Annotated in this window: 14 protein-coding genes; 1 reads left to right on the forward strand and 13 read right to left on the reverse strand. The window is 63.5% G+C overall.

From position 1 onward, the window contains the following. Nucleotides 1–41: 41 nt before the first annotated feature. The 6 genes from P12x_RS17455 to P12x_RS17480 all read right to left on the reverse strand — a co-directional run bounded on the left by P12x_RS17455 (nucleotide 42) and on the right by P12x_RS17480 (nucleotide 5362). The gene (locus P12x_RS17455) at nucleotides 42–1484 is read right to left on the reverse strand and encodes a trypsin-like peptidase domain-containing protein (RefSeq protein WP_435005676.1); all 1443 of its coding nucleotides are present in this window, start codon (nucleotides 1482–1484) and stop codon (nucleotides 42–44) included. 60 nt (nucleotides 1485–1544) lie between these two features. Continuing rightward, nucleotides 1545–1946: a VOC family protein gene (locus P12x_RS17460; protein WP_435005678.1), complete on the reverse strand. Its 402-nt coding sequence runs from the start codon at nucleotides 1944–1946 to the stop codon at nucleotides 1545–1547. A 115-nt stretch (nucleotides 1947–2061) separates the two neighbouring features. After that, nucleotides 2062–3135 carry a recombinase RecA gene (recA, locus tag P12x_RS17465; RefSeq protein WP_435005679.1) on the reverse strand — a complete coding sequence of 358 codons (1074 nt, stop codon included), beginning with the start codon at nucleotides 3133–3135 and terminating at the stop codon, nucleotides 2062–2064. A 75-nt stretch (nucleotides 3136–3210) separates the two neighbouring features. Next, a complete protein-coding gene (gene thpR / locus P12x_RS17470; RefSeq protein ID WP_435005681.1) occupies nucleotides 3211–3810 on the reverse strand; it encodes an RNA 2',3'-cyclic phosphodiesterase in 600 nt (199 codons plus the stop codon). Nucleotides 3811–3817: 7 nt separating this feature from the next. Continuing rightward, a complete protein-coding gene (locus P12x_RS17475) occupies nucleotides 3818–4360 on the reverse strand; it encodes a hypothetical protein (protein WP_435005682.1) in 543 nt (180 codons plus the stop codon). Between the two features lie 27 nt (nucleotides 4361–4387). Beyond that, nucleotides 4388–5362: a carbohydrate kinase family protein gene (locus P12x_RS17480; protein ID WP_435005684.1), complete on the reverse strand. Its 975-nt coding sequence runs from the start codon at nucleotides 5360–5362 to the stop codon at nucleotides 4388–4390. 351 nt (nucleotides 5363–5713) lie between these two features. Here P12x_RS17480 and P12x_RS17485 point away from each other — a divergent pair, with 351 nt between their 5' ends. Beyond that, the gene (locus P12x_RS17485; protein WP_435005685.1) at nucleotides 5714–6019 is read left to right on the forward strand and encodes a P-II family nitrogen regulator; all 306 of its coding nucleotides are present in this window, start codon (nucleotides 5714–5716) and stop codon (nucleotides 6017–6019) included. 95 nt (nucleotides 6020–6114) lie between these two features. Here P12x_RS17485 and P12x_RS17490 read toward each other — a convergent pair whose 3' ends face one another. The 7 genes from P12x_RS17490 to P12x_RS17520 form a co-directional block, all read right to left on the reverse strand. After that, complete coding sequence (locus P12x_RS17490) at nucleotides 6115–6642, reverse strand: hypothetical protein (RefSeq protein ID WP_435005687.1); 528 nt, start codon at nucleotides 6640–6642, stop codon at nucleotides 6115–6117. 22 nt (nucleotides 6643–6664) lie between these two features. Continuing rightward, entirely contained in the window at nucleotides 6665–8155 is a 1491-nt protein-coding gene (gltX, locus tag P12x_RS17495) for a glutamate--tRNA ligase (protein ID WP_435005688.1), read from the reverse strand. Between the two features lie 114 nt (nucleotides 8156–8269). Next, the gene (locus tag P12x_RS17500; RefSeq protein WP_435005689.1) at nucleotides 8270–8608 is read right to left on the reverse strand and encodes a hypothetical protein; all 339 of its coding nucleotides are present in this window, start codon (nucleotides 8606–8608) and stop codon (nucleotides 8270–8272) included. A 310-nt stretch (nucleotides 8609–8918) separates the two neighbouring features. Next, nucleotides 8919–10100 carry a GtrA family protein gene (locus P12x_RS17505; RefSeq protein ID WP_435005691.1) on the reverse strand — a complete coding sequence of 394 codons (1182 nt, stop codon included), beginning with the start codon at nucleotides 10098–10100 and terminating at the stop codon, nucleotides 8919–8921. 337 nt (nucleotides 10101–10437) lie between these two features. Next, nucleotides 10438–10746 (reverse strand): antibiotic biosynthesis monooxygenase family protein, encoded by a 309-nt coding sequence (locus tag P12x_RS17510; RefSeq protein ID WP_435005693.1) that lies wholly within the window; start codon nucleotides 10744–10746, stop codon nucleotides 10438–10440. A 174-nt stretch (nucleotides 10747–10920) separates the two neighbouring features. Beyond that, a complete protein-coding gene (gene mnmA / locus P12x_RS17515) occupies nucleotides 10921–12003 on the reverse strand; it encodes a tRNA 2-thiouridine(34) synthase MnmA (RefSeq protein WP_435005694.1) in 1083 nt (360 codons plus the stop codon). 105 nt (nucleotides 12004–12108) lie between these two features. Then, entirely contained in the window at nucleotides 12109–13008 is a 900-nt protein-coding gene (locus tag P12x_RS17520; protein ID WP_435005696.1) for an EAL domain-containing protein, read from the reverse strand. Nucleotides 13009–13264 lie beyond the last annotated feature (256 nt).

A 13264-nucleotide genomic window follows, 5' to 3' on the forward strand; every position in this document is an offset into this window, starting at 1 on the left:
CGGTGAGACTCGAAGGGTCGAGCGATCGAAGGGAGCGGGGATCAGGGGACGGTAATGACCCGATTTCCTTCGGTCGTGACTTCAACCGGTCCCTTCGAATCGGTGACGGCCTTGGCAAAGTCCTCGGGATTTTTCACGGCCTTCTCGCCCACCTTGACGATGATCTGGCCTGCCTTCAGGCCGGCAGCCTCGCCGGGGGAGCCGGGCTGAACCTCGGCGATCACGACGCCTCCCATCGCCATCGCTTCGAGCAGGTCTTGTCCGTTGACGGCCCTCGGGTCGGTGCTGACGAAGTCGACCCGAATCCCTCGCCAGTCCATCGGTCGGTTGGTCGCGATCACTTCGCCATAGACCCTGAGTTTCGAGAGCACGACGGTCTTCTCCAGGGCCTGTCCTTCGCGGATGATCCGGAGCTTGATCGGCGCGCCTGGGCTGAAGGCGTTGACGGCCATGACGAGCGTGTCGGAGTCGACCACGTTGATTCCGCCAATCGAGACGATCTCATCGCCGAGTTGCAAGCCCCCTTCGCCGGCGGGGGTTCCCGGCTCGACCTCGCGGATCTTGTTGGTGTTGTCGGGAGGGAGTCGGACACCGAGGAAGCCGTATTCGACCTCCTTTCCCTGGCGGAGTGCCTCGATCGCCCGACGAGAGAGAGTGTCGATCGGCAGGGCGTAACCGGCCTGGGCGTCGAAGCCCCCTGCATTGGCGGCATTGGTCGTCAACCCGACGAGTTCCCCCTTCAGGTCGACGACGGCCCCTCCGCTCATCCCGAGATTGAGCTTGGCATCGAGCTGGAGGAGGGTCGGATAGTTTCGGAGCTGTTTCTTGTAAGGTTCGAGCTGCGCGGTGGGGAGATCGAGCCGACGCGAGATGTTCGAGAGGATCCCCCAGCTGGCCGAGGCCTGGCCGTCTCGACCGGCATTGAAGGGGTTGCCCAGCGAAAGCAGGAAGGAACCCTTGCGAAGCTTCGAGGCATCGCCCATCGCGATCGGCTTGAGCCGGGGTGGCGACTGTCCGGGGATCGTCCGGGGGACGATAACCGCCAGGTCGCTTCGGGGGTCGGCGGCGATCACCTCGGCTTCGAACTCCTTGACGCCCTGGGCGCGGACCAGGAGCAGGCTTGCCCCCTTGACCACGTGGAATGTGGTCAGGATTTCTCCCTTGTCGCCGATCACGACGCCCGAGCCGTAGTCGGTCGAGATGTAGTCGCGCGTTTCGAGATCTTCCAGGCCCCGAAATCCGCCGAAGGGGGTCGGGGGCTGGGGCACGACCTGGGGGGCAGGGTTCCGACCTCGAATGGCGGTCGTTTCCTCGGATTTCCCGTCCTTGTCGCGAGCGATGGCCACCACAGATGGTTCCGCCCGAGCGATCGCATCGGCCAGGGTCGACTCCAGGGCCGAAACGACGTCCATCGCGGCCGCGGGTGGCTGGGGATTATCCGACAACGCCAGGAAGGCGAGAATCAAGGGGGCCAGATTCGGCATGGTCGGTCACTCCCGGAAGTCTTCAGGGCTAATGTCTCGGCACATCGAAGCGATTCCGGATCACCCCGCTGAACCGTCCGGGCTGGCAATCACCAGGGTGTAGCCATCGGGATCGCGTAGCCAGCATTCCCAATGATTGGGACCGCCGTCGCCGTCCGGAGGATTCCGGTGTCGAGGTATGACGACCTCGGCCTTCAAATCGGCGAGCCGGGCCAGTGCCTGGTCGAAATCGTCGATTTCGAACCACAGGAGCACACCATTACCGGCGAGTTGGTCGGGATCGCCAATCGGACCGTGATGGTGTTCGACGTCCCACCGGTGGAGCTGGAGGACCAAAACTCCATTCGAGGTCAGCCGTTCGTACTCGTCGCCGCCGTGGTCGCTCTTGCAGCCGAGGAGGTGTTGATACCAACGGCTGCTGGCCTGGACATCTCGCACGGCGATCAGGGGTTGAGGACGCATCGATGATCCTTAACGTTCCATCGACGGCCTCCCGTGTCGCCCGGATCGGGAGGCCGTCGAGGATCTGACGCCCATTATCATGGCCGGACCACCGGCGCGCCAACCTTTGTCAAACTCAATCCTCGTCGGAGTCGTCGGCGCTCAGGGCGTTGGCTGATTGGTGATGGCTGCTGACCCGGGTGGCCATCACCTTGTTGGTCAGCTCCTCGGCGATCTCGGGATGGTCGCGGAGATATTGCTTGGCGTTCTCGCGACCCTGGCCGAGCCGCAGGTCCCCGTAGTTGAACCACGAGCCCGACTTCTCGACGAACTTGTCGGCCATCGCCAGGTCCATCAGGTCCCCTTCTCGGGAAATCCCTCCGGTATACATCATGTCGAACTCGCAGACCCGGAAGGGCGGGGCGACCTTGTTCTTGACGATCTTGACCTTGACCCGCGAGCCGACGACCTCCTCGCCCTCCTTCACCGGGCCGATCCTCCGGACGTCGATCCGGCAGGAGCTGTAAAACTTCAAGGCCCGGCCGCCCGGCGTGGTCTCGGGGCTGCCGAACATCACCCCGATCTTCTCGCGGATCTGGTTGATGAAGATCAGGACGCACTTGGACTTGGAGACGCCGCCGGTCAGCTTTCGGAGGGCCTGGCTCATCAGCCGGGCCTGCAAGCCGACGTGGCTGTCGCCGATCTCCCCCTCGATCTCCGCCCGGGGGACCAGCGCGGCCACCGAGTCGATCACGATGATGTCCACGGCGTTGGACATGACCAGCATCTCGGCGATCTGCAACGCCTCCTCGGCGCTGGAAGGCTGGCTGACCAGCAGCGACTCGATGTCCACGCCCAACCGCTTGCACCAGGATGGGTCGAGCGCGTGCTCGGCATCGATGAAGGCCGCCACTCCGCCGATCTTCTGGGCATTCGCGACCGCGTGGAGGGCGATCGTCGTCTTGCCGCTCGACTCCGGCCCGAACAGCTCGACAATCCGACCCTTGGGCAGGCCGTGACCGCCCAGGGCCAGGTCGAGCGAGATTGCGCCGGTGGAGACCCCCTCGACTTCGAGGGAGGACCCCTCGCCCAGCTTCATGATCGCCCCGGCGCCGAACGCCTTCTCGATCGAGCTGATCGCATGATTCAAGGCGCGCTCGTCGGCCGTCTGCGCCTTGCCGTTGGTCTCGACCGCCTGTTTCTTGGCCACGACGAGCGTCTCCCGCGTTTGAGGCGATGAATCTGTACGTTAGGCCACTATCTTATCACGTGAATTCAAAGTCCGTCAAGCTTCCGATTTCCGTTTTTCCCCCCGCAACGGCGCCCGTGCGAGGGGCATGTACGACGGGCCTTCGGGGGTCAGGGTCGAGGCATAGACGACGACTTCCGAGGAGGTGAAGAGGCCCGCGGCCCAGCTCCGATAGTGCGGTATTAGCCGGGAGATCTCAATCTCCTGCCCTCGCTTCGACTTGATCCGACCCAGGGTGACATGGGGGTGGAATCGGTCGTCATCGGGGGGATAGCCCGCCTCGGCGGCGGCCCCGGCCACGGCTTCTTGGAGGTTCGTCAGAGCATCGAGGTCCGGCCCGGGTATCCCGACCCAGACGACTCGGGGGCGCTCCGGGTTGGGGAAAGCTCCGAGTGACTGGAGATTGAGCGTGATCGGATCGAACTCGGAGGAGGCTTCGGAGACGGCCTTGCAGAGGCGGGCGAGATCCACATCCGGCACGTCGCCCAGGAAAGCGAGGGTCAGGTGGAATAACGAAGGCTCAACCCAATGGGCGTTAGGGATCTCGGGGGCGATCAGCCCCTGGAGCCGCCCGAGGCGGGTCCGTTGGACGGTCGGGATTGGCAGGGCGATGAAGGTCCGTGAGGAGCTTGGCATGGCGGGATCAGATCCGTTCCGGTTCGGGATATTTCGAGGCCCGGGCCAGCCGGTCCCTGCGGATCAACGCCCAGACCGCCAGCGCGATCCCGCCCACGAAGGCCGAGCCGTAGGACGCCACGTGGGCCCAGAGGTCGGCCAGGAATGCGGCGTGTCGTTCGGTCGGGACTCGATCGGCTAGCGGTCCGGACAGCCAGATCCAGTTCCGGTGCGCGGCGAAGGACCCGGCCAGTCCGGCCAGCAGGGCGATGGCGGCCATCGAGACGAGCAGGAACCCCAGCGGTCGGGACAGGTCGCCTGCTTCGAGCTTGGGCCGGCGTCCGGCCCGGCAAGCAATCGCGAGATAGATGCCCAATCCCAGCCCGACCCACCAGCTTGCCAGGACCCCCCAGCCGAGGGCCAGGAGGGTCGGGTTATCGGTTCCGAAGATCGGTTTGTGTCCGATCGTGAAGTATTCGACGCAGATGCGCGCTGTGATGTTGTCGAGGGCGATCCCATAGGCGATCGCCCCGGCCACACCCAGGCCGATGATCTTGAACCATTCGGCCACGGCTGATCCTCCGATCCCGGACGTCGATCAGGCGGCCTCGACACCGTCGAGGAGCGAATCGACCTCATCGGACTCGCCGAAGTTGGACCGATAGCGCTCGACGAACTCGGTGACCGTGTAATAGTGATTCTGGGTCCCGGCATGCTCGATCGCGTAGACGGCGGTCAGAGCACCGAGTCGGCCGACGACCGGCCAGGAGAAGCCGTGGGCCATCCCCCGGACGAATCCGGCCCGGTAGGCATCGCCGGCCCCGGTGGGGTCGACCACGGCGGTCGGGCTGGCCGGGGGGATCTCGTATTCCTGACCATCGACGGTGATGAGCGCCCCGGCCTCACCCTTGGTGACGACCGTGATCGGGACTCGAGTACGGAGCTGACTCTCGGTAATCCCGAGCTTCTCGGACATCATGCCGAATTCGTAGTCGTTACCGGTCAGGACCTTCGCCCCCTTGAATCCGACCTCCAGTTCCTCGCCGGTCATCCGGGGAGCCTGCATCGAGGGGTCGTACAGATAGGGGATACCCAGCCGGGTGCATTCCTCGGCATAGCTCGCCATGGCGTCAGGGGCGTTGGGGGCGATCAGGACGAGGTCGTTCTTCGAGAGCCCCAGGCCGGCGAGCGAACAGGTGCTCGCGTGGTTCATCGCTCCCGGATAGAAGGCGGTGATCTGGTTGTGCTTCAGGTCGGTGTTGATGAAACAGGAGGAGGTGAAGTCTCCCTCGACCACCTTGATTCCATCGGTGACGACCCCCTTCGACTCCAGCCAGGCGCGATATTCGGCGAAATCGTCGCCGACCGTGCCCACCACCTCGGGCCGCTCGCCGAGCAGGGCCAGGTTGTACGCGATATTGGGTGCCGTGCCGCCCCGGAGCCGCTTCATCGAGTCGACCAGGAAGGAGACGCTCAGAATGTGCATCTTCTCGGGCAGGATGTGGTCCTGGAAGTGACCCGGGAAGACCATGACGTAGTCGAAGGCAATCGATCCGGTGACGATGAGTCGCATGAACGGTTTCTCTCGGGTCGGGCGGCTCGCTGGAGGTCATCGTCTCCAGGCCGCGGACCATGGGCGGGATATGACACGAAAGACCGCGTGACGTAGCGAGATGGCCTCGGGGAATTCCGCCAGTAACTTCAAGTCGTCCAGCTTACGGAAAAGTCGTCCGGGAAGTAAGGAGGCGGTGTTCGCCCTGGCCGTCGAGGCCAGCCTCCTGCTTTCCGGATCGATCGAGGTCAGGAGCGACCGAGGTCGATTGACTGTGTTTTTCGGAGACTCCTCGACGCTTGATTGAATGATGAGCCACCTGGGGCTAGCATGAAAGCATCCCCCCGATACCATCGTTGATTGGCCCCAATCATGAGCCAGTTCCGCACGATCCGACGCGTCACCGTCTATGCGGACGCATCCCTGGAGAAGATCCTGCTGGAGCGTTTCCTCCACCTGGGCGCCACCGGCTATAGCATCGTCGAGTGCCGTGGTCAGGGGGAGCATGAGGTCGTCGTCGATCCGTTTCGAGGCGCCGCCCGCGTCCGGATCGAAGTCCTTTGCCGACCCGAGGTCGGAGAGAAGATCCTGGATTATCTCTCCGGGGAAAACTTCCAGCGAAGGGCGGTGGCCGCCTGCATGGAGCACGTCGAGGTGGCTTCAGGGGACAAGTTCTGAAGGATTGCCCCACGACTACAATTCGACACCGTGACCGGCGGTCGATGTGTTTGGAGATGTTTGGTCGGACTCGATCGGCCTTCGAATGTCCCTACTCATCCCAGTCCTAAGCCTTTCAGTAGATCGCGGATGGTCCCCAGCGGGAAACCGGGCGCAGTCGTGTGTTGAAGCTGAAGCTGTACCGACGTGGGGACCTTCTCGATCACGTACTTCTCGGTGGCCGAATAGTCGAGCGCCCCGATCCGACCAGTCTGGCGGAAGACGATGCCATCGGAGGTGTGGAACCGGATGGTGAGGAGGTAGGTCGAGAATTGGTTCGATTGGAAGGAGTAGTCGGGCCGGATGACGCGAGTCGCGTCCCCTTCCGGTTTGATCTCGGGGATCTCGAACGAGCCGCCGGGATACTCGACAGCCAGATCGGTGATCGGGCCGCCGGTCCGGTTATCGATCGTGATCGTGATCGCCCGGAACTGGTAGGCGATGACCTCCAGGATCGGGAAGGAAATCGCGAGGAGCCCGACGAAGAGGAGCCGGCGGTTCCGCCTCCTCTTCAGGGCGTCGAGCGTGGATTGAGGGACGGGCTCGGGCTTGCCTTCGGCGATTCTCCGCCACTTCCTGGACATTGTGAGCGATTCTCGGGAGGGTTCAGGAGGACTCGGCCTGGAGCATGGCCAGGGTCGCCGCGATCCGGCTTCGGCACGAATCTCGCCCCAGGATGACCAGGCAGTCGTAGAGCCCGGGGCCGACCCCCTGCCCCGTGGTCGCGACCCGGAGCGGGTTCACCACCTGTCCCATCGGGTGACCGTGAGACTCGGCGTAGTCATGGACGGCTTTTTCCAGGGTGGCCAGGTCGTAGGGCTCGGTGGTCGCCAGGACCTCGTCGAGTTCGGCCAGCAACTTGGGGACGCCATCTTTCCGGAGGCGCTTCTTGACGGCGTCGGGATCGTGCGTGAGGGTCTCGGTGAAGAAGTAGCGACCCAGCGTCAAAATGTCCGAGTAGACCTTGAGCCGATCCCCGAGGGCCTCGATCACCGAGGCGATCCGGCCTCGAAGTTCGGGAGCGACCGGCTCGGTGGCCAGCCCTTCCCTGACCAGGTAAGGGATCACGGCGTCGACCTTCTGATCGGTCGAGAGGGTCTTCATCCACTCGCCCTGGATCCAGAAGAGCTTGTCGGGGTCGTGGCTGGCGGGCGAGCTGTTCACCCGGTCGATGGTGAACTTCTCGATCAGCTCGGCCCGGGTGAAGATTTCCTGGCTGGCGTCGAGGCTCCAGCCCAGGCGGGCCAGGTAGTTCATCATCGCCTCGGGCAAGTAGCCCTTCTCCACGTACTGGTTCAGGAGGACCAGGATTCCTCGCTTGGCATACTCGTCGGTCTTCCGCTTGGAGAGCTTGACCTTCGAGCCCACCTCGGCGACGAACGGGACGTGGGCGAAGGCGGGAAGCTCGGCCCCGAGGGCCTCGAACAGGAGGATCTGGGAGAAGGTGTTCGTCAGGTGCTCGTCCGCCCGGACGACGTGGGTGATCTTCATCTCGGCGTCGTCGACGACGCTGGCGAAGTTGTAGAGCGGCATCCCGTCGGGGCGGACGATGACGAAGTCGCCGATGTCGTCCGACTTCATCTCGACATCGCCCTTGATCAGGTCGTGGACGACCAGCGACCGACCGAGGGGGACGCGGAACCGGAGGCCGAAGGGCTGGCCGCTCGCTTCGAGGCGGGCCCGGTCGGCATCGGGCAGGGGCTTCTCGCGGAACCGGTAGGCGACCTTGTGCGACTTCTGAGACTCGCGGTCGGCGTCTCGTTCGGCCTGGGTCGAGTAGTCTCGATAGGCGTAGCCCGAGGCGACCAGCGAGGCGGCGGCCTTCGCGTACGATTCGGACCTCTCCGACTGGAAGTAGGGACCGTGGGGTCCGCCAACTTCGGGGCCTTCATCCCAGTCCATTCCCATCCAGCGGAAACCATCGAGGATGCGTGTGAGCGCGTCCTCGACGTGTCGCTGCTGGTCGGTATCGTCGATCCGGAGGACGAACTGGCCGCCGAAGTGCCGCGCCAGGAGCCAGTTGAAGAGTGCCGTTCGGACTCCCCCGATATGGAGGAATCCGGTCGGACTGGGGGCGAATCGGGTTCGAACGCTCATGATGACGGGAGTCGGCCCTATGATCGAAACCGCTTACTAACGAACGGATTAAGATCACGATAGGCGGTCTCGCCCATCCTGTCAACGCCGATCGAGGCCGTGAGGAATATCGATTCAGGCACGCTTGGCGAGTGGCTGCGTTGGACCTTCGGATTCCGGAGGTTTCTCATAACCGAGATTGATGAGGACTTCCAGGACCTCGCTCCAGGTGGGGAACATCCGACCGCTTCGATGCTTGTAATCGTGCATCGCTTGCATGAACTCGCGTTCGGCGAGGGAATATTCCCGGTCGCACGTGGTGGGGTCGACGAACCTTCGGCGTCCACTAGCGTTCCGGGCAGAGGCCGCCCTGAGGGCCTGGGCTGTCGCCTTCGGATCGTCCCATTCGCTGCTCTGGTTCGCTTCGGAGAGGTTGATTGGGACGGCCGGGGCGGGCGCGGTGCGAGGCTTCATGATGTGGTACGCTCCTCAATCGAGGCCGGAACCGGTGGCTTTTCGTCGGAGATCCGGTCATACGGGAAGGCGCGCGGGGCCAAGACTCCTTTCCATCGAGAATTGGCTGCCGCCGTCGCTCGACGGCTCGGCCATTTCCTCGATTCGTCCCGCAGACGACCCAGTTTAGAGTCTCTCTGGGGGTGACCAGGTTGTCCCGAGCCACCCCCGGACAGAATCTAAGACGCGGCGCGACCAGGAGGCGACAACTCTTGAAGAAAAAATCGAGACTCCGTCCCGGAATTCCTCGCCAGGAGGCTGCGTCCCCGGTTCAGAGGACCCTGGACGAGTCCGATCGATTCGGAAGGCCCTGAAGTGGGCGAGGCGGCCTTCGTCGGGTGTGGAGCCGAAGGCCGGCGCACTGGCGGCGTCGAGGTACGGGAACGGGATGTTCCGACGCTGGCTTCTGGCCGAAGACGAACCAGCGAGCCATCGAGAAACTGATCCCGGTGGCTGCGATGATCCCGACCAGGGCTGCCGCCAGTCGGTGATCGCGGAAGAATCCGAAGGTGTTGGGCAAGGCTAGCCGAAGCGTCAGGCTGACGCCGATCCCCAGTAGGTTGCTCAGGACATAGCGGAGGTACTGGCGGCTGATCGAGCCCTGCCGAGAGTCGTTGAAGGTCAGCCGGCGGTTCAGCGAGAAATTCCAGGTGAGTGCCGTCGCGATCGCCAGGATGGCCGAGACGGCCAGGGCCATCGAACCGCCCACGATCGGAGCGGTCATCTCGGTCAGGAATGATCGAGCCAGGAGCGCCTGGAGCCCGGCATAGCAGGTCAGGTCGACCACCATGCCCGAGGCTCCCACGAAGCAGAACTGAAGGAGTCGCGAGACGTTTCCCAGGCGGTCGTCGGCCAGTCGCTTGAACTGTCGGAGTTCTCCCAGGAACGTCGGCGACAAGTCGTCGCGAACCGAGCGGATCGGGCCGACCGGCAGGTCGACGCGGCTGCCTCCCACTCGAGCCAGCAATTCCAGGGCGAAATGCGAGCCGACCGGAGCGAACGATTCATCGGCTTCCCGGGCCATGGCCCGAGTCAGGCCGATCAGGCCCGAGGTCGGGTCGGTCGTCCCCAGAAACCGGAAGGACAGCCATCCCAGCCATCGGTTGGGGCGGCTCGCCACCACCATCTCGGCATCCCCGACGGCGAGACGGTCCGCCACGGCCACCACGGCCTCCGCTGGGTAGTCCTTCGAGAGGTCGAGTATAACCAGGAGGTCTTCAACCGAGGCTCGCAGCCCGGTGATGGCGGCAACCGAGAGCCCCGGAGCCTCCGCGATCATCGAGTCACACCAGGGTTCATCGGAGCCCGGCATGAGCTTCGACTGGGGATCGGACACGGCCAGGGCCTCAACCTCATACCCTTGCTCTTCCAGGCGGGCCCGGCAGGCCGCGAGCCTGCCGGAAGGCCAGGGAATTCCGGGGGCCTGGAGGGTGATCAGACTCAGTCGGCTCATTTGGGCGAGGCTCCCCAGAATGTCGGCCGGCGGGTCAGATCCCGGGGAATGAGTCCGGGAGTGACGAGGCGGGTCGGCGATCCCGGCCGGGCTCGTAGCGACTTAAACTCCAGGTCGCTAATCGCATCGGCGAGATCGGGGCGTGCGTCGCCCGACGATGACATCCGTGTCAATGAATTCAAAATGCACCCACTCCAGGCGCGTTGTCGATTCAATTTAGCCCAACCGAGATTTTCCGTCAAACTCGTTCATGACGCGAAGGTGTCATTGTTCCTTGTTGGAAACGCATCGTGGCCCTGTTTCGGGAGTTTCGGATGTTCCTCGGAGGATCGGGCGATCATGAGGGACGTCCGAGGTCCTCCGAGCGGGGATAAATTTTATGACGGGGGGCGTTGCGGAGGGCGGTCGCCCGGCCCCACGCGGTCACCTCGCGGAAGGCCTCCGATCGGATGAAATCATGGAAGGCCTGGGCATCCGACCACTCGCTGATGATCGCGAACGAGTCGTGGTCATCTACTCGCTGGTATAAGAAGCTGGAAGTGTGCCCTGCGGCCTCTCGGAGGGCCTCGACCACGGCCTCGAACTTGGCCTGGAAGGCCGGCCCCTGCCCGGGGAGTACATCGTAATACATGCCAACCGTCACCATCGACGAAGACCTCCGGGTCATTGAGTCCGATCCATGGCGGGCTCGAGAACGCAAAATGGTTCAGGCAAGGGCAACGAAATCGAGGCTGGTCGAGCGTCGGGGATCTACAGGACGTCAAACGTCCATCGGCCATAAAGCATCGCAGAGATGAGGGGAAACATCCGGGGCGGTCTTTCAGACCTCGTCGAGCCCGCGGTCGATCCACCCGCCCCCCATGAGGAATTCGTCCTGATAGACGGCCACGACTTGGCCCGGGGTCACCGCCGATTGCGGTTCGTCGAAGAGGATCCGAACTTGCCCGTCCTCGATCGGCTCGACGGTGGCCGGCACGGCCCGGTGACGTGCCCGAATCTGGGCCAGGCAAGGGGTCGGACCCTCCGGCGGATCGATATGCCACTGGAATTTCGAGGCGATTAGCCCGGGCTTCTCGAGCGACGATCGACGACCGATGGTCACGGTCTTGCTCGATGGCTCGATCTGGACGACGTAGCGTGGCTCTCCGACGGCGATCCCCAACCCCCGGCGCTGGCCGATGGTGAAGCCCTCAATCCCCGAGTGATGTCCGACCGTGATCCCCTCCTCGTCGACGATCGGTCCGGCCGTGTCCAGCGTCGGCCGACGCTCCCGGACAAACCGCAGGTAGTCGTCATCGGGGATGAAGCAGATCTCTTGACTGTCGGGCTTGTCGTGGACGGGCAATGCCAGGTCTCTGGCGATGGCGCGGATCTCGGACTTGGTTCGATCTCCCACCGGCAGGAGGACGTGAGGGAGGGTTTCGGCTCGGAGCCCGAAGAGGACGTACGACTGATCCTTGGTCGGGTCCACCCCTCGTGAGACCCGGCTCCGTCCTTCGGAGTCGGTGGCCATCCGAGCATAATGCCCCGTGGCCACGAAATCGGCCCCAACCTGTCGCCCGTACGCCCAGAGCTTCCCGAACTTGAGCCAGGAGTTGCAGAGTACGCAGGGATTGGGCGTCCGGCCGGCGGCATATTCGTCGGCGAATCGATCCATGATCCTCGAGAAATCGCGCTCGAAGTCCAGTGCGTAAAAGGGGATATCGAGCCGGTCGGCCACGGCCTGGGCGTCGATGGCGTCGGTGGCGCTGCAGCAGGTCTTGGCCCGACGTTCGAGCGAATCGCCGTGGGCTCCGGTGCGCATGAACAGCCCGATGACCTCGTACCCCTGCTCCTTGAGCAGATGCGCGGCCACCGAGCTATCAACCCCCCCGCTCATCGCCAGCACGACCCTGTTACCCATCGATTGCCGCCCTCGACCTGCTCCGCCTGCATCACCCACCTGTAACACAGGATAGGCTTGACGAGGTGTAATCTTCAAGTCGAGCGGTCGTGCCTCGCGGAACGTTCAATGGCCGGGTCGAGGTCCATGGGAGGCGAAGCTCGACCCGGAATCCTCGGACTGGCACGATTCCGAGGACTGTGTTGCCGACCGAACGCGGTGGAGATATTTCGGGGGATCGATCAATTGGCGTGGTCTGGGTGGAGGGCTGGCTGGCCTTGCGATGTAATAGCCCTGGATATAAGTAGCTCCGTGGTCGCGGAACCATTCGAATTCCTCGGCCGACTCGATCCCCTCGGCAACCGTCTCGATACCCAGCTTGTGGGCCATCTCCAGAAGATGCGCGGTGATGTTGGCCTGGTACGGATCGAGATGGACGTCGCGGATCAGCTGAATATCGAGCTTGGCCACATCGGGTCGAAGCTGACTCAGGAGGTTCAGCGACCCATATCCAGCGCCCAGGTCGTCCAGCGCGACCCGGAATCCGGCCTTTCGGTAGGTCTCCAGAATCCGGAGCAGGTTGGCGCCACTCTGGTCGCTCTCGACCACTTCGAAAACGATCCGATCCGGGGCGAAGCCGGCCTCGTCGATTGCGGCGATGGTCGTCTTCAGGCAATAGGCGGGATCGTAGACCGAGCTGGGGTTGAAGTTGATGAAGAGTCGTTCGCGAATCCCGAGCCGTACGGCCTCGCGTATGGCGGTGAGCCTGGCGGCTCGGTCGAGGTGGAAGAGCAACTCGGCATTCCGGGCGGAGTCATACATCAGCTTGGGAGCGATCAGCGAACCCTCGAGGTCAAGCCCTCGGAGCAGGCATTCATAGGCATAGACTTCTCCGGGCGATTCCGTCCGGACGATGGGCTGGAAATGGCTGGTCATTCGCTCTTCGCGAATCATCTCGACCAGCCAGTCTCCCTTGATCTTGGCGATCATTGTCGAGAGGGGCATCGTGTCGAGTAGATGGATCAAGGAGGGTGTGATCCCTTCGCCCACAATCAATGAGCGAGTCTCTCTTTGCTCGTCGAGGCCCAGCGTATCTGCCAATAAGGCCAGCATCTCAGCCAGGCGACCCGGAATCAATTCGACCGAAATGATTGAAGATCCCTGCGTTTCGTGGCGTATCCCATGATTTTGTAGGAGCTTGTGTATCTTGCACATGGTGTGGATTACGGGGGGCGCCAGGTAGAGTGTTCCCGAAGTGGAGGGGGTCTCGGGGCCGATCGAG

The organism is Tundrisphaera lichenicola (genome assembly GCF_051175385.1).
Taxonomy (GTDB): Bacteria; Planctomycetota; Planctomycetia; order Isosphaerales; family Isosphaeraceae; genus Tundrisphaera; species Tundrisphaera lichenicola.

Bases quoted from the DNA above. Each gene is read 5' to 3' on its own strand.
- thpR (WP_435005681.1), bottom strand. From the start codon at position 3,810: ATGCCAAGCTCCTCACGGACCTTCATCGCCCTGCCAATCCCGACCGTC.
- P12x_RS17510 (WP_435005693.1), bottom strand. From the start codon at position 10,746: ATGGTGACGGTTGGCATGTATTACGATGTACTCCCCGGGCAGGGGCCG.
- gltX (WP_435005688.1), bottom strand. From the start codon at position 8,155: ATGAGCGTTCGAACCCGATTCGCCCCCAGTCCGACCGGATTCCTCCAT.
- P12x_RS17460 (WP_435005678.1), bottom strand. From the start codon at position 1,946: ATGCGTCCTCAACCCCTGATCGCCGTGCGAGATGTCCAGGCCAGCAGC.
- P12x_RS17500 (WP_435005689.1), bottom strand. From the start codon at position 8,608: ATGAAGCCTCGCACCGCGCCCGCCCCGGCCGTCCCAATCAACCTCTCC.
- P12x_RS17485 (WP_435005685.1), top strand. From the start codon at position 5,714: ATGAGCCAGTTCCGCACGATCCGACGCGTCACCGTCTATGCGGACGCA.
- P12x_RS17480 (WP_435005684.1), bottom strand. From the start codon at position 5,362: ATGCGACTCATCGTCACCGGATCGATTGCCTTCGACTACGTCATGGTC.
- P12x_RS17505 (WP_435005691.1), bottom strand. From the start codon at position 10,100: ATGAGCCGACTGAGTCTGATCACCCTCCAGGCCCCCGGAATTCCCTGG.
- P12x_RS17455 (WP_435005676.1), bottom strand. From the start codon at position 1,484: ATGCCGAATCTGGCCCCCTTGATTCTCGCCTTCCTGGCGTTGTCGGAT.
- P12x_RS17490 (WP_435005687.1), bottom strand. From the start codon at position 6,642: ATGTCCAGGAAGTGGCGGAGAATCGCCGAAGGCAAGCCCGAGCCCGTC.
- mnmA (WP_435005694.1), bottom strand. From the start codon at position 12,003: ATGGGTAACAGGGTCGTGCTGGCGATGAGCGGGGGGGTTGATAGCTCG.